At 36.8% G+C, this 20,559-nt stretch carries 19 protein-coding genes and 1 tRNA gene; 13 read left to right on the top strand and 7 right to left on the bottom strand.

The genetic code is table 11. The features are described 5' to 3' along the window. The 10 genes from BUC21_RS07385 to BUC21_RS07340 all read left to right on the top strand — a co-directional run bounded on the left by BUC21_RS07385 (window position 1) and on the right by BUC21_RS07340 (window position 11,987). A complete protein-coding gene (locus BUC21_RS07385; protein WP_073400772.1) occupies window positions 1-1,452 on the top strand; it encodes a UDP-N-acetylmuramoyl-L-alanyl-D-glutamate--2,6-diaminopimelate ligase in 1,452 nt (483 codons plus the stop codon). 21 nt (window positions 1,453-1,473) lie between these two features. Further along, a complete protein-coding gene (mraY, locus tag BUC21_RS07380) occupies window positions 1,474-2,742 on the top strand; it encodes a phospho-N-acetylmuramoyl-pentapeptide-transferase (protein ID WP_073400770.1) in 1,269 nt (422 codons plus the stop codon). A gap of 1 nt (window position 2,743) precedes the next feature. Then, entirely contained in the window at window positions 2,744-4,078 is a 1,335-nt protein-coding gene (gene murD, locus BUC21_RS07375; protein WP_073400768.1) for a UDP-N-acetylmuramoyl-L-alanine--D-glutamate ligase, read from the top strand. 8 nt (window positions 4,079-4,086) lie between these two features. Next, the gene (locus tag BUC21_RS07370; protein ID WP_073400766.1) at window positions 4,087-5,328 is read left to right on the top strand and encodes an FtsW/RodA/SpoVE family cell cycle protein; all 1,242 of its coding nucleotides are present in this window, start codon (window positions 4,087-4,089) and stop codon (window positions 5,326-5,328) included. Window positions 5,329-5,374: 46 nt separating this feature from the next. Next, on the top strand, window positions 5,375-6,502 hold the full coding sequence (murG, locus tag BUC21_RS07365) for an undecaprenyldiphospho-muramoylpentapeptide beta-N-acetylglucosaminyltransferase (RefSeq protein WP_073400764.1): 1,128 nt from the start codon (window positions 5,375-5,377) through the stop codon (window positions 6,500-6,502). After that, window positions 6,492-7,868, top strand: a complete 1,377-nt coding sequence (gene murC / locus BUC21_RS07360; protein ID WP_073400940.1) for a UDP-N-acetylmuramate--L-alanine ligase — start codon at window positions 6,492-6,494, stop codon at window positions 7,866-7,868. The genes murG and murC overlap by 11 nt, the downstream gene beginning before the upstream one ends. Next, entirely contained in the window at window positions 7,865-8,620 is a 756-nt protein-coding gene (locus BUC21_RS07355; RefSeq protein WP_073400762.1) for a cell division protein FtsQ/DivIB, read from the top strand. Before murC ends, BUC21_RS07355 begins: the two co-directional genes overlap by 4 nt. 68 nt (window positions 8,621-8,688) lie before the next feature. Next, window positions 8,689-10,161 (top strand): cell division protein FtsA, encoded by a 1,473-nt coding sequence (gene ftsA / locus BUC21_RS07350; protein ID WP_073400760.1) that lies wholly within the window; start codon window positions 8,689-8,691, stop codon window positions 10,159-10,161. 46 nt (window positions 10,162-10,207) lie between these two features. Further along, window positions 10,208-11,524 carry a cell division protein FtsZ gene (ftsZ, locus tag BUC21_RS07345; protein WP_073400758.1) on the top strand — a complete coding sequence of 439 codons (1,317 nt, stop codon included), beginning with the start codon at window positions 10,208-10,210 and terminating at the stop codon, window positions 11,522-11,524. A 13-nt stretch (window positions 11,525-11,537) separates the two neighbouring features. Next, on the top strand, window positions 11,538-11,987 hold the full coding sequence (locus BUC21_RS07340) for a GatB/YqeY domain-containing protein (protein ID WP_073400756.1): 450 nt from the start codon (window positions 11,538-11,540) through the stop codon (window positions 11,985-11,987). A gap of 165 nt (window positions 11,988-12,152) precedes the next feature. Here the strand turns inward: BUC21_RS07340 and recO are convergent, their stop codons facing one another. After that, on the bottom strand, window positions 12,153-12,878 hold the full coding sequence (gene recO, locus BUC21_RS07335) for a DNA repair protein RecO (RefSeq protein ID WP_073400753.1): 726 nt from the start codon (window positions 12,876-12,878) through the stop codon (window positions 12,153-12,155). Between the two features lie 282 nt (window positions 12,879-13,160). Between recO and BUC21_RS07330 the strand changes: the two genes are divergently transcribed. The 3 genes from BUC21_RS07330 to gyrB all read left to right on the top strand — a co-directional run bounded on the left by BUC21_RS07330 (window position 13,161) and on the right by gyrB (window position 15,679). After that, window positions 13,161-13,232: transfer RNA gene (locus BUC21_RS07330), tRNA-Glu, on the top strand. Window positions 13,233-13,278: 46 nt separating this feature from the next. Then, complete coding sequence (rpsT, locus tag BUC21_RS07325; protein WP_073400751.1) at window positions 13,279-13,533, top strand: 30S ribosomal protein S20; 255 nt, start codon at window positions 13,279-13,281, stop codon at window positions 13,531-13,533. A 187-nt stretch (window positions 13,534-13,720) separates the two neighbouring features. Continuing rightward, entirely contained in the window at window positions 13,721-15,679 is a 1,959-nt protein-coding gene (gene gyrB / locus BUC21_RS07320) for a DNA topoisomerase (ATP-hydrolyzing) subunit B (RefSeq protein ID WP_073400748.1), read from the top strand. A gap of 144 nt (window positions 15,680-15,823) precedes the next feature. Here the strand turns inward: gyrB and BUC21_RS07315 are convergent, their stop codons facing one another. The 6 genes from BUC21_RS07315 to BUC21_RS07290 all read right to left on the bottom strand — a co-directional run bounded on the left by BUC21_RS07315 (window position 15,824) and on the right by BUC21_RS07290 (window position 20,521). Next, window positions 15,824-16,171: a DUF3795 domain-containing protein gene (locus BUC21_RS07315; protein ID WP_073400746.1), complete on the bottom strand. Its 348-nt coding sequence runs from the start codon at window positions 16,169-16,171 to the stop codon at window positions 15,824-15,826. A gap of 48 nt (window positions 16,172-16,219) precedes the next feature. Beyond that, a complete protein-coding gene (locus BUC21_RS07310) occupies window positions 16,220-16,705 on the bottom strand; it encodes a flavodoxin domain-containing protein (protein ID WP_073400744.1) in 486 nt (161 codons plus the stop codon). Window positions 16,706-16,723: 18 nt separating this feature from the next. Next, window positions 16,724-17,305: a DUF3109 family protein gene (locus BUC21_RS07305; RefSeq protein WP_073400742.1), complete on the bottom strand. Its 582-nt coding sequence runs from the start codon at window positions 17,303-17,305 to the stop codon at window positions 16,724-16,726. A 7-nt stretch (window positions 17,306-17,312) separates the two neighbouring features. Continuing rightward, window positions 17,313-18,827 carry a 2,3-bisphosphoglycerate-independent phosphoglycerate mutase gene (gene gpmI, locus BUC21_RS07300; protein ID WP_073400740.1) on the bottom strand — a complete coding sequence of 505 codons (1,515 nt, stop codon included), beginning with the start codon at window positions 18,825-18,827 and terminating at the stop codon, window positions 17,313-17,315. A gap of 201 nt (window positions 18,828-19,028) precedes the next feature. Next, window positions 19,029-19,754, bottom strand: coding sequence for a hypothetical protein (locus BUC21_RS07295; RefSeq protein ID WP_139261322.1), 726 nt, complete (start codon window positions 19,752-19,754; stop codon window positions 19,029-19,031). 32 nt (window positions 19,755-19,786) lie between these two features. Beyond that, entirely contained in the window at window positions 19,787-20,521 is a 735-nt protein-coding gene (locus BUC21_RS07290; protein WP_073400736.1) for a hypothetical protein, read from the bottom strand. Window positions 20,522-20,559 lie beyond the last annotated feature (38 nt).

Here is a 20,559-nt window from a genome sequence, read left to right as displayed (position 1 = left end):
ATGAAATTAGATCAAGTAATAAAGAATATACAAGTGACTAACCTTATTGGTCACTCAGATATTGATCTGAAAGGAATTAACTCTGATTCCAGAAAAGTGGAATCCGGTCATCTATTTGTTGCAGTAAAAGGTACACAAACTGATGGACACTCTTATATATCAACAGCTATAGAAAAAGGAGCAATCGCAGTTTTGTGCGAAGAACTTCCAACTGAGCTTTCCGAGAATGTTACATATATTCAGGTAAAGGATACTGAAGATGCTGTTGGTAAAGCTGCTACTGCATTTTATGGCGACCCAACTTCTAAATTAGAGTTAGTTGGTGTTACCGGAACAAACGGAAAAACCACAATTGCTACATTATTATACGATATATTCCGTCACTTTGGATACAAAGTAGGATTACTTTCTACTGTTTGCAACTATATTGATGATGAAGCTGTACCTGCAACTCATACCACCCCCGACCCTATTAGCTTAAATGAGTTATTGGGAAGAATGGCAGATGCTGGCTGCAAATATGTATTTATGGAAGTCAGCTCACACTCTATCGATCAAAAAAGAATCAGCGGGCTTCGTTATGCCGGAGGTATTTTTACCAATCTGACAAGAGACCATTTAGATTATCACAAAACAGTAGAAAATTATCTGAAAGCAAAGAAAAAATTCTTTGACGATCTTCCAAAGGATGCATTTGCTTTGACTAATGTTGATGATAAGAACGGAATGGTGATGTTACAGAACACAAAAGCCAAAACATATACTTATTCATTAAGAAGTCTTTGTGATTTTAAAGGCAAAATCCTTGAAAACCACTTTGAAGGAATGCTGCTTAGTTTCAACGAAAAAGAGCTTGCAGTACAATTTATCGGTAAGTTCAATGCGTCTAACTTATTAGCTGTATTTGGAGCAGCTTGCTTGTTAGGCAAGAAAGAAGAAGATGTTTTACTGGCGCTTAGTACACTTCGTCCGGTAGCCGGCCGTTTCGATTCACTTCGTTCTCCACAGGGATACACAGCTATTGTAGATTATGCTCATACCCCAGATGCGTTGGTAAATGTATTGAGTGCTATTCATGAAATACTCGAAGGCAAAGGGAAAATTATCACTGTAGTTGGTGCCGGAGGTAACAGGGATAAAGGTAAACGTCCTATCATGGCTCAGGAATCAGTAAAAGCAAGTGATAAAGTAATTATCACATCTGATAATCCACGTAACGAAGAACCACAGGATATTATAAATGATATGCTTGCAGGATTGAATGCTGAAGAGCGTAAAAATGTAATCACTATTGTTGATCGCAAAGAAGCTATTCGCACAGCTTGTATGTTGGCACAACCCGGAGATGTAATCCTTGTTGCGGGTAAAGGTCACGAAAATTATCAGGAAATTAAAGGTGTGAAACATCACTTTGATGATAAAGAAGTTCTTAGAGAAGTTTTCGGAAACTAATAAGTTAATACATTAAAGCTTATGTTATACTATTTATTTGAATATCTACATAAATTCGGTTTTCCGGGAGCAGGAGTATTTGGTTATATCTCTTTCCGTGCATTGATGGCTCTTATTCTATCATTGCTTATCTCCTCTATTTACGGAAATAAGTTTATCGATACATTGAAACGTAAACAAATATCGGAAACTCAAAGAGATGCAAGCATTGATCCGTTTAATATAAACAAAGTTGGAGTACCAAGTATGGGTGGTGTTATCATTATTGTTGCCATACTTATTCCTTGCTTGTTACTTGGTAAGCTTACCAATGTATATATGTTGCTGATGCTGGTAACAACAGTTTGGCTTGGAACTCTTGGATTTCTGGATGACTATATTAAAATATTCAAAAAAGATAAAGAAGGACTTCACGGAAGATTTAAAATTGTAGGCCAGATTGGTCTGGGATTAATTGTAGGACTGACTCTTTATTACAGTCCGCAAGTAGTTATCCGCGAAAACATTGAAATAAAACAAGGAAAGCATATTGTAGATGTTATTCATACTAAAAGCAATATAAAATCTACCCAGACAACAATTCCATTCTTTAAAGAGAATAACTTTGATTATGCAGATTTAGTAGGTTTTCTGGGAGAAAAAGCTCAGCCAGTGGGATGGATTATATTCGTATTGGTAACAATCTTTGTTGTAACGGCTGTATCCAACGGAGCTAACCTGAACGACGGAATGGACGGGATGGCCGCGGGAAACTCGGCAATTATAGGACTCACGCTGGGAATACTGGCTTACGTGTCCAGTCACTTGGAGTTCGCAAGTTATCTGAATATTATGTATATTCCCGGATGCGAAGAACTTGTAATCTTTATTTGTGCATTCATAGGTGCATTAATCGGTTTCTTATGGTATAATGCATATCCGGCACAAGTCTTTATGGGAGATACTGGTAGCTTAACCATTGGAGGTATTATTGCCGTATTCGCTATTATTATTCACAAAGAATTATTAATTCCTATATTATGTGGTGTGTTCCTCTGCGAAAATTTCTCTGTCATTATGCAGGTTAGCTATTTCAAAAGAGGAAAGAAAAAAGGAGTTCGCCAAAGAATATTCAAACGTACTCCAATACACGACCATTTCCGTACAACGATAGCTCAGCTTGACCCAACTTGTACGTACAAATTCACTAAACCAGCCAATGTATATCATGAATCAAAAATAACTATCCGTTTTTGGATTGTTACAATTTTATTGGCTGCCATAACAATAATAACTTTAAAGATAAGATAACATGCCTAAAAGAATTGTCATATTAGGAGCTGGAGAAAGCGGAGCTGGTGCAGCCGTTTTAGCTAAGAAAGAAGGATTCGATGTTTTTGTATCGGATATGTCTATCATTAAAGACCAGTATAAGGAGCTTTTAGACTCAAAAGGTATTCAATGGGAAGAAGGACAACATACAGAAGAATTGATTCTGAATGCAGACGAGATTATTAAAAGCCCTGGAATTCCTAATGAGGCTCCACTGATTCAGAAGTTAATAGAAAAAGGTACCCCAATTATTTCTGAGATAGAATTTGCAGGAAGATATACAAATGCAAAGATGATCTGTATTACCGGAAGCAATGGAAAGACTACTACAACTTCTTTGATTTATCACATCTTTAAGAGTGCAGGACTAAACGTAGGTTTAGCTGGAAATATTGGTCAAAGTCTGGCTCTTCAGGTTGCTGAATGTAATTATGACTATTATATTATAGAGCTTAGCAGTTTCCAACTAGACAACATGTATCAGTTCAGGGCTAATATCGCTATTCTAATGAATATCACCCCTGATCACTTGGATCGATATGATCATAACATGCAGAATTATATAGATTCTAAATTCCGCATCACTCAAAATCAGACAGATGAAGATGCATTTATTTTCTGGAATGATGATCCAATTATACAAGAACAACTAAAGAAACATGGCATACATGCTCACCTGTACCCATTCTCTATAGAAAAGGAAGAAGGAGTTAAGGCTTATGTTGATAAAGATAAAGTTGTATTCAGTGAGCCAATAGCTTTCAACATGGAGCAGGAAGAGTTAGCTCTTACCGGAACACATAACCTTTATAATTCTATGGCCGCTGGTATTTCTGCTAATCTTGCGGGAATAAAGAAGGAATATATAAGAGCTGCTTTGAGTGACTTTAAGGAAGTTGAACATCGTTTGGAAAAAGTAGCTCGTGTTCGTGGAGTTGACTTTATAAATGACTCGAAAGCTACCAATGTAAATTCTTGCTGGTATGCTTTGGAAAGCATGAAAACCAAAGTGGTTCTTATTCTTGGAGGAAAAGATAAAGGAAACGACTATACAGAAATTGAACAGCTTGTAAAGGATAAAGTTTCTGCTTTAGTTTTTCTTGGACTGGACAATAGTAAACTTCACGATTTCTTTGATGGTAAAGTCGAAAAGATCGTAGACGTTACTTCAATGAAAGATTGTGTTGAACAAGCTTACAATCTGGCTAAGAAAGGAGAAACTGTATTACTATCTCCATGCTGTGCAAGCTTCGACTTATTTAAAAGCTACGAAGACCGCGGCCGTCAATTTAAAGAATGCGTCAACAATTTATAAATTAGTATATGGATCTGTTAAAGAACTTATTCAAAGGAGACAAGGTAATCTGGATTATCTTCCTGTTCCTTTGTGTAATCTCTGTCGTTGAGGTTTTTAGTGCCGCCAGCACATTAACCTACAAAACAGGAGATCACTGGGCTCCTATTACACAACACACGGTTATTTTATTGGTCGGCGTGTTGGTTGTATGGATTACCCATAAAGTTAATTACAGATATTTTCAGGCTATTCCAGTCTTCCTGGTACCTATATCGGTAATTCTGCTGGTTTTGGTAGTTGCAACAGGAGCCATGACCAACGGCGCTGCCCGCTGGATGAATATTTTCGGGCTTCAGTTTCAACCGTCGGAACTTGCTAAAATGGCTGTAATTATAGCTGTATCATATATCTTAGCAAAGAATCAGGAAGAAGACGAAGCTAACCCGAGAGCATTTAAGTATATTATGTGGATAACAGGACTGATCTGTGCTTTAATTGCCCCTGAAAACTTGTCTACTGCAGCTCTTCTATTCGGAGTCGTTTTTTTGATGATGATTATTGGACGAATCCCATTCCGAAAACTAGCTATTCTGGTAGGAAGTATTGCCGCCATCGGTATCTTTACAATTGGGGTTACAATGCTTGTACCTGATAATACAAACATTAAGTTCCTACATCGTATGACTACATGGAAAAATCGTGTTTTCGAATTTGCAAGTCCAAAGAAGGATATTCCTGCTGCTAAATTTGATATAGACGGGGATGCACAGGTAGCTCATGCCAATATCGCCATTGCAACAAGTAATATTATTGGTAAAATGCCGGGTAACAGTGTTGAAAGAGATTTCCTTTCACAAGCTTTTTCGGATTTTATCTTTGCTATTATCATTGAAGAATTAGGATTGATTGGTGGTGGATTTGTAGTAATTCTATATATCTGGCTGTTAATACGAGCGGGACGAATAGCGCAAAAGGCAAAAGGGAACTTTGCTACTTTCCTGGTAATGGGAATTTCCCTTTTACTGGTATCTCAGGCAATTATGAACATGTGTGTGGCAGTAGGACTAATTCCGGTAACCGGACAACCGCTTCCACTGATCAGTAAAGGAGGTACTTCTACTTTGATTAATTGCGTATACGTTGGTATGATATTAAGCGTAAGCAGATACACTGCAAAACTGGAAGAAAATAGTAGTTCAATAGATACAAAGGTAGAAGACACTACCATTAATAAAGAAGAAATTATAGCTGAAGAAAGTTTAGCTTAAAAAAAGTTTATTCATATATTTGTTGGTAATCAACAAGATTGAGATTATGGAAGAGAAATTAAGAATAATAATTAGCGGAGGAGGAACAGGAGGACATATCTTTCCGGCTGTTTCTATAGCCAATGCGATAAAAGAACAGCATCCTGAAGCTGAAATTCTCTTTGTTGGAGCTGAAGGAAGAATGGAAATGCAACGGGTACCTGCTGCAGGATATGAAATAAAAGGTTTACCTGTAAGTGGTTTCAACCGCAAGAACTTATTTAAGAATTTTGAAGTACTATATAAATTGGCTAAAAGCCAATTCAAAGCATATAGCATTATAAAACAATTTAAACCTCATGCAGCTGTTGGTGTTGGTGGATACGCAAGTGGCCCTACACTGAAGATGGCTGGGATGATGGGGGTGCCGACTCTTATACAGGAGCAGAATTCATATGCAGGAGTTACAAATAAGCTTCTGGCTAAAAAAGCAAAAAAGATATGTGTTGCCTACGAAGGAATGGAGAAGTTCTTTGAGAAAGACAAAATCATTCTGACTGGTAATCCTGTTCGTCAGGGACTTGTGAATAATAAAATATCCCGTGAAGAAGGTATAAACTTCTTCCACTTAGATCCGGCGAAAAAAACAATCCTGGTTATCGGAGGAAGCCTTGGTGCCCGTACCGTTAATCAATGTATAATGAATAATCTGGATAAGATTAAAAATTCGGATGTTCAGTTTGTTTGGCAAACAGGAAAGATATATTACGAACAAGCTTTGCAGGAGGTTAAGAAAGCAGGCGAACTACCATTGTTTGTGACCGATTTTATTTCGAGCATGGAACATGCATACGCTGCCGCCGACTTAGTAATATCTCGTGCCGGAGCCGGTTCAATATCCGAGTTCTGCATACTTGGTAAAGCAGTAATCCTGGTTCCATCTCCAAATGTAGCCGAAGATCATCAAACAAAAAATGCTTTGGCATTGGTTGATAAATCAGCAGCTTTATACGTAAAAGACAATGAAGCAGAAAACAAATTGGTAGATATTGCTATTGAAACAATTCATCAGGATAGTGTTTTAAATGATCTTAGTATGAATATCAAAAAGCTTGCTTTCACCAACTCGGCAAGTGTTATTGCGGAAGAAGTTGTTAAGTTGGCAAATGAATATAGAAAGAATCATGGAAATTAATCAGATAAAATCCGTTTATTTTATTGGTGCTGGTGGTATAGGCATGAGTGCTTTAGTACGTTATTTCCTTTCCAAAGGAAAAAATGTAGCAGGTTATGACCGTACTCCTAGCGAACTCACAGAAAAACTCATTGAAGAAGGAGCAAAAATACATTATTCAGAAGATATAAAGTTAATTCCGGAAGAATGTCTCGACAAGAATTCAACTCTTGTTGTTCTTACTCCGGCAATTCCGAAAGAACATGCTGAACTAAACTTCTTTATTGATAACAATTTTGAAATTCAGAAACGTGCTCAGGTTCTGGGAACTATTACAAGAGCAAGCAAAGGATTGTGTGTAGCCGGAACTCATGGAAAGACAACAACTTCCACAATGACGGCTCACATTCTGCATCAGTCAAAGGTTGATTGCACAGCTTTCCTTGGAGGAATATCAAAGAATTATAAGAGTAATCTGATTCTATCTGATAAAAGTGACTTTACTGTTATTGAAGCCGATGAATTCGATCGCTCATTCCATTGGTTGCACCCATATATGTCTGTTATAACTTCTACAGACCCCGACCATCTTGATATCTACGGAACAGAAGAAGCTTATTTGGAAAGCTTTGAGAAGTATACTTCACTGATACAACCTGGTGGATGCCTGATAATCCGTAAAGGAGTCTCTTTACAGCCAAAAGTTCAGGAAGGTGTTAAAGTGTATACTTACTCAAAAGAAGAAGGAGATTTCCATGCAGAAAATATCCGTATTGGCAACGGAGAAATATTCATAGACTTTGTAACTCCAGATGAAGTAATAAAAGATATTCAGCTGGGTGTTCCGGTTAGCATCAATATTGAAAATGGAGTTGCAGCAATGGCTCTATGTTGGCTAAACGGAGTAACAGCCGAAGAGATAAAGAGTGGAATGGCTAGTTTCGGAGGAGTAGACAGACGATTTGATTTTAAAATAAAAAATGATAAAGTTGTCTACCTGAGCGATTATGCACATCATCCATCTGAAATTAAGCAAAGTATAATCTCTGTACGCGATTTGTACAACGATAAAAAAATTACAGGTATATTCCAACCTCACTTATATACTCGTACACGCGATTTCTATAAAGATTTTGCTGACAGCTTATCACTACTGGACGAAGTTATCTTGCTTGATATTTATCCGGCTCGTGAACTCCCTATTCCTGGTGTTACAAGCAAACTGATTTTCGATAATATTCGTGAAGGAGTGGAAAAGAGTATGTGCACTAAAGAAAATATGCTATCTGTATTGAAAGATAAAAAAATAGAGGTACTTATAACTCTAGGTGCAGGTGATATTGAAGATTACACAACCGACATTCAAAATTTACTGAATAACAAATGATAAAGAAAATTCTGCTACTGATCGTTATGCTGCTCATTATCGCATATCTTATAACAGCGATAACAGCTTTCAATAACAAGTCTGATAATAAGACTTGCAAGGATATTGAATTGATCATTAAGGACAGTATAAATGCAGGATTTATCACAGAAAGAGAGATAGCTTCTTTGCTTAAGGATGAAGGCATTTATCCTGTTGGAAAAAAGATGGAAAGAATCCAGACAAGACAACTGGAGGCAGAGCTTACAAAGCATCCGTTGATAGACAAGGCTGAGTGTTACAAAACACCGGGTGGGAAAGTTTGCATGGAGATTTCGCAACGTCTTCCTATTCTTCGGGTTATGAATTACAAGGGGGAGAGTTTTTATTTAGATAATCAAGGTAAAATAATACCTCCTGAAGCCAAATGCACAGCACATTTAGCTATTGTAACAGGATATGCAGAAAAGTCCTTTGCTATGAGGAGCTTATATAGATTTGGTGTATTTTTGCAAAATGATAAGTTTTGGAATGCTCAGATTGAGCAAATAAACGTAACACCAACCAGAGAAATTGAGTTGGTTCCACGAGTTGGAGATCACGTCGTATTCCTTGGGAAAATAGATAATTTTGAAGAAAAACTTGGACGACTAAAAATTTTCTATGAAAAAGCTTTGAATAAAGTGGGATGGAATAAATACGAACGCATCAACTTAGAGTTTAGCAACCAAATAATTTGCACAAAAAGAGAAGAAACTAATAAGCCAGTGTAACTAAGAACTAATCTATTAGAACAACATTCTAAAAGATTAGTACATTGACTATTAAAAATTAGAAAGATATGGCAGAAACAGATTTTATCGTAGCTATAGAGCTGGGATCATCTAAGATTACCGGGATAGCAGGGAGAAAAGAAAGTGACGGAAGTATTCATGTCCTTGCTTATGCCAAGGAGGAATCTTCTTCGTTCATCAGAAAAGGAGTAATCTATAACATAGATAAAACAGCTCAAAGCCTGACCTCTATCATAAATAAGCTAGAGAGTGCATTAGACAATGAAATTTCAAAAGTATATGTAGGCATCGGCGGACAATCCATCCGTACGGTTAAAAATATAGTAGCCCGTCATTTAGCTACTGAGGAGATTATTACAGACGAACTTGTTGATTCCATCAAAGATGAAAATCGTCAGATTCCATTGATTGATATGGATATACTTGACGAAGTTCCACAGGAATACAAGATTGGCATCAACTTACAAGTCGACCCGGTTGGTGTACTTGGAAGTAACATCGAAGGACGCTTCCTCAATATAGTAGCCCGATCTTCAATAAAAAAGAACCTGCAACGATGCTTCGAACTTGCAAAAATTGAAGTTGCAGATTATTATATTTCTCCATTAGCTGCAGCCGATGTGATTCTCACTGATACTGAAAAGCGTACAGGCTGTGCATTAGTAGATTTTGGAGCCGACACAACAACCATTGCTGTTTATAAGAACAATATTCTTCGTTACCTTTCAGTTCTGCCATTGGGAGGTAATAATATTACTCGTGATATTTGTGCATTGCAATTGGAAGAAGACGAAGCTGAAAATCTGAAAGTGAAATATGGCAACGCTATTTTTGAAATAAATGATGACGAAGGACCAAAAACATACCTTTTGGAGGACGAAAAACGTACAATAGAAAGAAAGGTCTTAAACGAAATTATTGAAGCACGTGTTGAAGAAATCATTGCTAACGTATGGAATCAGATTGAACTTTCCGGTTATCAAGGAGATTTAATGGCCGGAGTTATAATCACAGGAGGATGTTCCAATTTGAAAAATCTGGATGAAGCAATTAAAAGTAGAACAAAAATAAACAATGTAAAAATTGCAAAGTTTGTTCGAACCGGAATCAGATCTAACGGACCAGATTTATTGATAAAAGACGGAACTCAAAATACGATTATCGGCTTATTGAATGCTGGAAAAGAAAATTGTTGCTTACTTGAAAATGCTAAGCCGGTTGAAACATCAATCAAATATGATGCTCCTGAACAGACACTCTTCCCGGAAGATGATGACGAGCAAGAAGAATATGATGAAAAAGACGCTCTAAGAACAGAAGAAGAAAGACTAAGAAGAGAAGAGGAGAAAAAAAGAAGAGAAGAGGCCGAATTAGAGAGAAAAAGACTGGAACAAAAGCGAAAAGAAGAAAAAGCCGCGGCGAAAGCTGCTGCAAAAGCTGCTAAAAAAGCAGAGCCCAGTAAGATCAAGACCATGTTTGAGAGACTTACAAAGGACATGTTCAGCGATGAAGGCGAATAACATAAATAGCAATATAGTAATTACATCACATAAATAACATATAGTTATGACAGACGATATAATGCCATTTGAATTCCCAACAGACACCCCAAGTATTATCAAGGTGATCGGTGTGGGTGGCGGCGGTGGAAATGCTGTTAATCACATGTATAAGGAAGGCATACATGATGTAACATTCGTTCTGTGCAACACAGACAACCAGGCTCTTGCAGAATCTCCGGTTCCTGTTAAGTTACAATTAGGACGTTCCATAACCGAAGGACTGGGAGCTGGGAATAAGCCTGAACGCGCCTCAGCTGCAGCTGAAGAAAGCATCGAAGATATTAAAACACTTCTGAGCGATGGAACCAAGATGGTATTCATTACAGCAGGTATGGGTGGAGGAACCGGAACCGGTGCTGCCCCTGTTATTGCTAAGACAGCCAAGGAAATGGATATTCTGACTGTAGGGATTGTCACTATTCCATTCCTTTTCGAAGGTGAAAAGAAAATTATTCAGGCACTTGATGGTGTCGAACAGATAAGCAGACATGTAGATGCACTACTTGTTATCAATAATGAAAGGTTAAGAGAGATTTATTCTGATTTAACCTTCATGAATGCTTTCGGCAAAGCAGATGATACTCTTTCAATCGCAGCAAAAAGTATTGCTGAGATTATTACCATGCGAGGTAAGGTTAATCTTGACTTTGCAGATGTAAATACCATTCTGAAGAACGGTGGAGTGGCTATTATGAGTACCGGCTTAGGTGAAGGCGAAAACCGTGTGAGCAAAGCAATTGAAGATGCGCTTCACTCTCCATTACTGAATAACAATGACATCTTTAACGCAAAGAAAGTATTGCTTAATGTTTCTTTCTGCGAACAATCTGAGCTTATGATGGAAGAAATGAACGAAGTTCACGAGTTCATGAGTAAGTTCGATAAAGGTGTAGAAGTTATCTGGGGTGTTGCTGTTGACGATGCACTTGGGAATAAAGTCAAAATTACAGTTCTTGCTACAGGCTTCGGCATGACAAGTATACCCGGTATGGATGAAGTTATCAGCAAAAGAACTCAAGAAGAGGAAGAACGCCTTGCACAACTGGAAGAAAAAGAAGAAGAAAATCGCCGACGCATTGTTATTGCTTATGGTGAGGAAGCACTTAAAGGGGGTGCTAAAGCACATAAAAGACGACGTCATGTCTACATTTTCAATCCAGAAGATTTAGATAACGATGAAATAATTGCTTCTGTTGAAAACTCTCCTACCTATCAACGAGACAAAGCTACTTTAGAAAAAATCAAAACCAAGGCTACAGCTGTAGAAACAGTTGCTACTCCGGAAACGGAAGATGGTAGTAATATTATAAGTTTTAATTAAAAAAAGATCTATTATGAGTATATTTGACAAAGTCAGCGATGACATTAAAGAGGCTATGAAAGCCAAAGATAAAGTAAAACTGGAAGCTTTAAGAAATATAAAAAAATACTTTATTGAAGCTAAAACAGCTCCAGGTGCAAATGATACATTATCAGATGAAGCTGCCACTAAAATTATTCAGAAACTGGTAAAACAAGGAAAAGACTCTGCTGAAATTTATATCGGTCAGAATCGTCAGGACCTTGCCGACGGAGAATTAGCCCAAGTTAAAGCAATGGAAGTTTACCTTCCAAAACAAATGAGTGCAGAAGAACTGGAAACTGCAATTAAAGAAATTATTGCAGAAACTGGTGCTACCAGTGCCAAAGATATGGGTAAAGTAATGGGCGCAGCAACAAAGAAGCTTTCCGGATTAGCTGAAGGACGCGCTATATCTGCTCTAGTTAAAGAATTGCTGGCATAAGTTTAGTCAGTCTTATCATATAAAGGAAATGGGGTTATTCGCTTTGGATAACCCCATTTTTCATATCCTTCCTTCAGGTCTATATCTAAGATCGTTTTCCAGAAATTCAATTCTCAGAGACTTAATATCATTCTAAACCACCTAGTCTTTATATCAAGCCAATCGCTAATCAAATAGTTCTTTTAAAACATCCAATGATTTTAATGGTGGGAATTCAGGCAAATGAAGACGATAATAATCAATAATTATAAGTAAACAGCGGTTCCGCTCTACCCTACTCATTGCAAACAGATGCATTGTTTCATAGTTCATACGCATTAAATTAACTAACCTGGAAGCATCATCAGACTGAATAAAAGAACTATGAAACGGTTTCTTTGCTGTAAAACAAGCATTCAGTAAATCGAAATAATCGCCATTATTGTAGTTCTCCAGGTTTGGATAGAGACCAAGAAAACGAGAAAGCCGCATAAGAAATACTAAATGAAAATTTGCAAATCCTTTACTCTGCTCATCCAGCCATTGAATAGAATGGAGTAAATATGCAAACAGAGGCTTATTCTCAACCTCTTCACGAACCGCACGATATAAAAACTCTGCAATAAAAAGAGCAATAGCCGATTTATATGGATCATAAGGAAGTGAAGAAAAAGGATAAAAAGATTTAGCCTCCTTCATCTTATGAAGATTTGAAGTTGGACGATAATCAGCTTCGAACTCAATAATTGATAGCGGTTGAAAAAGCACTGATTTTACAGTTGCTTTCTTTGAACGCGGTAGTTTTACCAAAAAAGACGCTCTTCCTGAGCGCTCAGTATAAATATCTACAATATTAGAAACATCGTTGTATTTTATAGAATGAAGAACAATTCCAAAAGATTTTTGTAGCATAAATTACTCCAATTCCTTATTTGTGACTTTTAGTAACAAAGCTACAAAAAAAGAATATAACCGCAAATTTATAGATGAAAGTATAATCATCCGAATAAAAAAAGAAAAAAACAACGTGCGTTATCCTATTGATAATCAAACAATAAAATAACAACAACAGAAGTTTTAAGATAAATCTCGAAAAAAATTTGCCGGAATATTTTGGTAATTCAAAAATAGCATCTATCTTTGCATCCGCAATCAGGGAATAACACGATTGCAAAAACAAAAAGACACCACAATGGCCCGTTCGTCTATCGGTTAGGACGCAAGATTTTCATTCTTGAAAGGGGGGTTCGACTCCCCCACGGGCTACAAAGTTAAAATATAAATTCAAAGAATTAAAAGATTAGTCGAAAAGATGGCAAATCACAAATCATCAATCAAGAGAATTAGACAAGCTGAGACAAAAAGACTTCACAACAGATACTATGGTAAAACCATGAGAAATGCTGTTAGAAAGTTGCGTTCTACTTCTGACAAATCAGAAGCTACAGCTATGTACCCTGGCATTACTAAAATGATCGATAAGTTAGCAAAAACTAACGTTATTCACAAGAATAAAGCTAACAACTTGAAGTCTAAGTTAGCAATCTACGTTAACAAGCTTGCTTAATACAAAGAACTGAAGTACATTCTTTATATAATAAGGTCGGATTATTTAATCCGGCCTTTTGTGTTTATAGCTATTCAAAATTAAGCACTATAAAAAAGTGCAACGATATGAAATTTAGGCAAATTAAAGTGTTCAGAACCAATTAAAATCACTATATTTGCTTTGTTTAAATAATTACAAATTAAATATGACTGAAGAACAAATAGCGAATAATGATTCAATGTATTCCGCGGACAGTATTCAGGTACTAGAGGGATTAGAGGCTGTTAGAAAGCGTCCTGCAATGTACATTGGAGATACTGGCGTAAAAGGTTTGCACCATTTAGTATATGAGGTTGTTGATAACTCAATCGACGAAGCCTTAGCCGGCTATTGTGACCACATAGAAGTTACTATCAACGAGGACAACTCAATTACCGTTCAGGATAACGGACGAGGTATTCCTGTTGATTTCCACGAGAAAGAACAGAAATCAGCACTTGAAGTTGTAATGACTGTACTTCATGCTGGTGGTAAGTTTGATAAAGGCTCTTACAAAGTATCCGGAGGTTTGCACGGTGTAGGTGTATCTTGTGTGAACGCTCTTTCAACATTGTTAGTTGCTCAGGTTGCAAGAGACGGAGAATTATTCCAACAAGAATATTCCTGCGGTATACCTAAAGAAGCTGTTAAGGTTGTAGGAACAACAGACAAGACCGGAACATACATAACCTTCCATCCTGATGGCTCAATCTTCACCACAACAGAATATAAATATGATATCCTGGCAACTCGTATGCGTGAGCTTGCTTATCTGAATGCAGGACTTACAATCTCTTTAACCGACCGTCGTGTAAAAAATGAAGCGGGTGAAGTTAAAAAAGAGACTTTCCATTCAGAAGAAGGTTTAAAAGAATTTGTTCGTTTTGTCGATTCATCTCGTGAAAAGCTTATCAATGATGTAATTTACATCAATACAGAGAAGCAAGGTACTCCTGTAGAAGTAGCAATTATGTATAATACTTCCTATACAGAGAATATCCACTCATACGTTAACAATATCAACACAATAGAAGGAGGAACTCACCTTGCTGGTTTCCGTCGTGCACTGACTCGTACACTAAAAAAATACGCTGAAGATGCTAAAATGCTGGAAAAAGTTAAGGTTGAGATTGCCGGTGATGACTTCCGCGAAGGTTTAACTGCTGTTATTTCTATCAAAGTAGCAGAGCCTCAGTTTGAAGGACAGACCAAAACCAAGTTAGGTAATAACGAGGTTATGGGAGCTGTTGACCAGGCTGTTGGAGAAGCCTTGACAAATTACCTGGAAGAGCATCCAAAAGAAGCCAAGATGATTGTTGACAAGGTTGTATTAGCTGCAACAGCTCGCCACGCAGCCCGCAAAGCTCGTGAAATGGTACAACGCAAATCGCCAATGTCTGGTGGTGGACTTCCCGGAAAGTTAGCCGACTGCTCTGATAAAGATCCTGAAAGATGTGAGATATTCCTTGTCGAAGGAGACTCTGCAGGTGGTACAGCCAAGCAAGGCCGTAACCGTGCGTTTCAGGCAATTCTCCCTCTCCGTGGTAAGATTCTTAATGTGGAGAAGGCTATGCGTCACAAAGCTTACGAAAGTGAAGAAATTCGCAATATCTATACAGCATTAGGAGTAACTATCGGAACTGAAGATGACTCACAGGAAGCAAATATTGAGAAACTACGTTATAAGAAGATTATCATCATGACCGATGCCGACGTCGATGGTGCTCACATCGACACACTTATCATGACTTTCTTCTTCCGCTTCATGCCTCAGATTATTCAGAATGGTTACCTTTATATTGCCAACCCACCACTCTACTTATGTAAAAAAGGAAAAGTGGAAGAATATTGCTGGACAGAGGCTCAACGCCAACGCTTTATTGAGACTTATGGTGGTGGTTCTGAAAACGCTATTCACACTCAACGATACAAAGGTTTGGGAGAAATGAACGCCCAACAGCTTTGGGACACAACAATGGACCCTGAAAATCGTACTTTGCGTCAGGTTACTATTGACAATGCTGCCGAAGTTGATTATGTATTTTCAATGTTAATGGGTGAAGATGTAGGACCTCGTAGAGAGTTTATTGAAGAAAATGCTACTTATGCAAATATTGATGCATAAACAAAACATTATATTATAAAAAGAGAGGCTGTGTAAAACTACACAGCCTCTCTTTTTATATATAGCAATCAATGATTTTAAAAAGAATCTTTTTCCAAATTATATCCAGATTCAACCTACAAAAGCGTCTCTGTGACTGGCAAGCTATCTTCTTTTAATTGTCTGCATCCCTTTTTCTGCCATCTCTTTGGCATATTCCTCACGCCCCATAGCTTTTATCCTATCAATGCAGGCATTTCTATCCGAGTTGAAAAAGAAGCCAAACAGCTTACTTACAACGTTTGTAAACTTCTTGCAATCGCCCACATCTGTTGAGCACTCTGCGCAGGTTTTATACCCTTTTTCCATGCAACAAGTACGTGTTTTGCACCAGGTTGCTTTTTCGTTTTTCAGGCAGCCCATACAGCCTCCCTTCAAATATTGCCGGCAAGCACCGCAATAGAGACCACATACAGCAATCAGTTCCTGATTAATTTCAATCGTTTTTTCCATGCTTTAAAGTATTAAAAGAATCAGTGTCTTACTATTCAGGAAAACATTTCAACTTAACATTTTCTGTACGAAATGATCTATTTCCTGTTCATTGATATTTGAAACAGAAGAAGTTGTTTTCATAATCTTCTTAACAGCAAATTTCTCGAGCATATTCATCTTTTCAAACTGAATTTCACCACCCATAAACCCTCTTGCTTTGGAATGACGAAGTAATTCCTCCGGAAACGAACGAACCATTTCCTCCTTTTGCTTTATTTCATCTGGTTCCATTCCACAAAGGAAGAGCCCAACTTCTTTAACAGCAAATAAAGAAACATGATTCTTCAAACAAAACTCTCTGAATTTCTTCTTAGCAGAGCCTACATAAACAGAACTTCCTACAATAATACGTTCATAAGAAGAGAGATCCGGAGAAATATCTACGCTTAAATCAATCATAGTCACATCATCATCCATCAAACGTTCCTTAATCATACCGGCAACCTTTTTAGTGGTGCCATATTTAGAAAGATACACAATAGCTGTTTTCATAGGCCTGTAATATTTAGATTAGATAATTCCTCTATTCTTCATTTCCTCTGCTGCAATCTCAAGTTCAGTATACCAATCCTCTCCAAATTTACGGACAAGTGGCTCTTTCAGGAACTTATAAATAGGCATATCCTCTTTTTCTCCAAGAAGAACAGCCGCTTTACATACGCTCCAGCGGTGATAATTTACAGCTTTAAATTCAGAATACTTCTGCACACGAATAGGATAAAGATGACAGGAAACCGGCTTATAGAAGTCCACTTTCCTTTCTCGATAAGCTTTCTCAATGGCACAATAACAACATCCTTTTTCATCATAGCAGGTAAAAACACAATCCTTACCATTCACAATGGAAGTAACCAGGTCACCATCCTCATCTTTATAACAAACGCCTTGCTTTTCAATTACAGCCTGTGCTTCAGAAGAAAGGTCCTCCCAGATAACCGGAAGGACCTTCTTTAGTTGTTCAACTTCTTCTTCTTCCAATGGCGCACCGGCATCACCCTCAATACAACACTCCCCTTTGCAGGCATCCAGGTTGCATAAGAATTTTTCCTTGAACACATCAAGACTGATGATGGTATCGTCTATTTGAATCATCCGAATATTATTTAATTAATACGTTGCCAGTCATTTCTTTTGGCGCTTCCAATCCCATAATTTTAAGGATAGTTGGAGCAATATCAGCCAAACGACCTTCAGCAACCTGAGCATCTTTATTTTCTGTTACATAAACACATGGAACAGGGTTCAAAGAGTGAGCTGTGTTAACAGAACCATCTTCGTTTACAGCATTATCAGCATTACCATGATCGGCAATAATAATGGCTTCATAACCGTTTGCCTTAGCAGCTTCAATAGTTTCTTTCACACAAGTATCAACAGCAATTACTGCTTTTTCGATAGCTTCGTATACACCAGTGTGTCCAACCATATCACCATTAGCAAAGTTTACTACGATAAAGTCGAACTTGTTCTTGTTAATTTCAGCAACTAAAGCATCTTTTACTTCGTAAGCACTCATTTCAGGCTTCAAGTCGTAAGTAGCCACTTTAGGAGAATTAATCAGGATACGTTCTTCACCTTCGTATGGAGCCTCACGTCCACCGTTAAAGAAGAATGTAACGTGAGCATATTTTTCAGTTTCAGCAATGTGAAGCTGAGTTTTCTTCTGAGAAGAAAGATATTCGCCCAATGTATTTTCAACATTGTCTTTATCAAAGATGATATGAACACCCTTGAAAGAAGAATCATAAGGAGTCATGCAATAATATTGCAATCCCGGTACAATCTTCATTCCTTCTTCAGGCATATCTTTCTGAGTAAGAACCACAGTAAGTTCCTTAGCACGGTCGTTACGGTAGTTGAAGAAGATAACAACATCACCTTCCTTAATTCTTCCGTCTACACCAGCATTCACAATTGGTTTGATGAATTCGTCAGTAACATCTGCATCATAAGATTCCTGCATTGCAGTAACCATGCAATCAGCCTTTTTACCAGTTCCATTAACCAACAAATCATAAGCCTCTTTCACACGAGCCCAACGTTTGTCGCGGTCCATTGCATAGTAGCGACCAATAATTGTAGCAACCTTAGCAGTAGTTTTCTTGCATTGAGCATCAAGTTGTTCAATAAAACCTTTACCACTTCTAGGGTCGGTATCACGACCATCCATGAAACAATGGATAAATGTATTTTCAATTGCATATTCCTTAGCGATTTCAGTCAACTTGAAAAGGTGATCAAGAGAACTGTGCACACCACCGTCTGAAGTCAACCCCATAAGGTGAACAGACTTACCTGTTTCCTTTGCATAAGTGAAAGCAGAAACAATTTCCGGATTTTGCATGATTGTATTTTCGCGACAAGCCTTGTTGATTTTTACCAAATCCTGGTAAACAACGCGTCCTGCACCAATATTTAAGTGACCGACTTCAGAGTTACCCATCTGACCATCAGGTAAACCAACATTTTCTCCACTAGCCTGAAGCTGTGAGTTTGGATATGTTTTTACCAGGTAATCCCAGTAAGGAGTTGGAGTGTTAAAGATAACATCTGCTTTAGAATGGTTCCCTATTCCCCATCCATCAAGAATCATTAAAAGAGCTTTCTTAGCCATACTATTAATTGTTTAATTACTCATCATTTTACGAGTGCAAAGGTACGAAAAAAAGCAATAAGATGGTGAGTTTTAGTACTCATTCACATTATAATACAAGAATTCTCCTTATTCATTCTTTCGAGCTTTAAAAAGTCACTTTTGCACTACTGCTAATATACAACTTAAAACCTTCTTTTAACATAATAATATCAAAGATTATTATTTACAGATCACTCTCATATTTTTTACAAGCGCAATATTTTCACTTTTATTCGGATCAAATTCACCTAAGCTATTGCATATTCTAATATCCTTCAAACAACCTAGTTTATAATTCATTTTGCCATCATTCTCATATAAAAAAATCGAATCACCTTGCAAAACCTTTTTGTAAAATATATAATTTTTATCTCTATGTGCAAGTTCACGATCATCATAAGGATACTTTTCCTTATAATCAATTATTTCATGTTTCAGATCTTCGAATTTTTTATTCTGTCTTATTCGAAAAGTTGTTGATAAATTAAATTCTACCATACTATTTCTTGTCTTAAAAACAAGTTGTTCTAAAGACTTCTTATGTCCATTTCTAAGATAATAAGAATACTCCATAATTGTATCATTATAAAAATATCTCTCAGTATAAAAAGGAACAGTATCACATAATGTTGTAAAATAGAGTTTAGGATCTACCTGATCCTTAATTATACTATACCAATATCCACCTTTGTTTTGATAATAAATATATTTATCTTTCTCTTTACCATTACTATAACATATTCTTACAGTTATGGCACTATCGTTTTTTATGATTGCAACATAAGGTTTTTGAGGTTTCTCATCATTACTATTCACTCCTTTCATGGAATATTCATCAAATGTTTGATATAAAACATAACCATCCGATAATTGGGATTTATGGGGATTGCAACTTGTTAATACCATAATAAGTAGTAGATATAAACATTTTATCACTTTCATCGTATTTTTTTTTGCCGAACCGATATCAATTGACCATTCTTAATAAGCAATACAGACCTATCCTTATAATATTCATATGTAGGACGTTGGCAAAAGTTTCTACTATTAAAAAACAAGGTTAAATTCAGACTATCTGGTAACGCAGTATTTTTAAAGGTTAAAATTCTATTTGTTATATCCTTAAAACCATAAATAGAAACGCTATCAAAATCTGCTTTTTTAAACTTAATTTCTCCTTCTTTGTCGGTTAAGAGAATGCCATATTTTAAAGCTGCCTTAACAGGTATGTCTTTTTTAAAACCTACAACTTCTAAGTTCTCTATTGGTTCATTGTTTTGGTTCAGAGTTTTAAGTACAAAAAACTGACTTTTATTCCCTTTCAGTGAATATTTTAGAACCATGTTTAATTTCTCTACTGGCGTATAGCTTAAGATTAAAGAATCTTTTTTGATTTTCCATTTTCCTATTGAAAAGTACAGTCGAGCTTCACATCCGGCCCGTTTAAAGAATGTTGAATCTTCAAATAGATCTAATTGAGAATAACAGAAATTATTCTCCCAAGTAAATGATTCTTTTAATTGAGATTTCACAAACAATTTCTTCTCTGAAAATCCAAGTCTTTGGGATACATTGATTGAATCTGAAATAAATTGCTTTTGCTTCTTAGTACAACTAAAAGTCAGTAAAACAATTATCAGAACTAAATAATATCTATTTATCTTTATCAACATACATATATTTCTTTCAAATCACCCAATTAACCCCCAAT

The sequence above is a fragment of the Bacteroides luti genome (genome assembly GCF_900128905.1).
Classification (GTDB): Bacteria; Bacteroidota; Bacteroidia; order Bacteroidales; family Bacteroidaceae; genus Bacteroides; species Bacteroides luti.
The sequence above is the reverse complement of the archived record's forward strand: the minus strand, read 5'-3'. Positions and strand labels throughout refer to the sequence as shown.

Coding starts and splice junctions, on each gene's coding strand:
- BUC21_RS07385 (WP_073400772.1), top strand. CDS start 1: ATGAAATTAGATCAAGTAATAAAGAATATACAAGTGACTAACCTTATT.
- mraY (WP_073400770.1), top strand. CDS start 1,474: ATGTTATACTATTTATTTGAATATCTACATAAATTCGGTTTTCCGGGA.
- murD (WP_073400768.1), top strand. CDS start 2,744: ATGCCTAAAAGAATTGTCATATTAGGAGCTGGAGAAAGCGGAGCTGGT.
- BUC21_RS07370 (WP_073400766.1), top strand. CDS start 4,087: ATGGATCTGTTAAAGAACTTATTCAAAGGAGACAAGGTAATCTGGATT.
- murG (WP_073400764.1), top strand. CDS start 5,375: ATGGAAGAGAAATTAAGAATAATAATTAGCGGAGGAGGAACAGGAGGA.
- murC (WP_073400940.1), top strand. CDS start 6,492: ATGGAAATTAATCAGATAAAATCCGTTTATTTTATTGGTGCTGGTGGT.
- BUC21_RS07355 (WP_073400762.1), top strand. CDS start 7,865: ATGATAAAGAAAATTCTGCTACTGATCGTTATGCTGCTCATTATCGCA.
- ftsA (WP_073400760.1), top strand. CDS start 8,689: ATGGCAGAAACAGATTTTATCGTAGCTATAGAGCTGGGATCATCTAAG.
- ftsZ (WP_073400758.1), top strand. CDS start 10,208: ATGACAGACGATATAATGCCATTTGAATTCCCAACAGACACCCCAAGT.
- BUC21_RS07340 (WP_073400756.1), top strand. CDS start 11,538: ATGAGTATATTTGACAAAGTCAGCGATGACATTAAAGAGGCTATGAAA.
- recO (WP_073400753.1), bottom strand. CDS start 12,878: ATGCTACAAAAATCTTTTGGAATTGTTCTTCATTCTATAAAATACAAC.
- rpsT (WP_073400751.1), top strand. CDS start 13,279: ATGGCAAATCACAAATCATCAATCAAGAGAATTAGACAAGCTGAGACA.
- gyrB (WP_073400748.1), top strand. CDS start 13,721: ATGACTGAAGAACAAATAGCGAATAATGATTCAATGTATTCCGCGGAC.
- BUC21_RS07315 (WP_073400746.1), bottom strand. CDS start 16,171: ATGGAAAAAACGATTGAAATTAATCAGGAACTGATTGCTGTATGTGGT.
- BUC21_RS07310 (WP_073400744.1), bottom strand. CDS start 16,705: ATGAAAACAGCTATTGTGTATCTTTCTAAATATGGCACCACTAAAAAG.
- BUC21_RS07305 (WP_073400742.1), bottom strand. CDS start 17,305: ATGATTCAAATAGACGATACCATCATCAGTCTTGATGTGTTCAAGGAA.
- gpmI (WP_073400740.1), bottom strand. CDS start 18,827: ATGGCTAAGAAAGCTCTTTTAATGATTCTTGATGGATGGGGAATAGGG.
- BUC21_RS07295 (WP_139261322.1), bottom strand. CDS start 19,754: ATGGTATTAACAAGTTGCAATCCCCATAAATCCCAATTATCGGATGGT.
- BUC21_RS07290 (WP_073400736.1), bottom strand. CDS start 20,521: ATGTTGATAAAGATAAATAGATATTATTTAGTTCTGATAATTGTTTTA.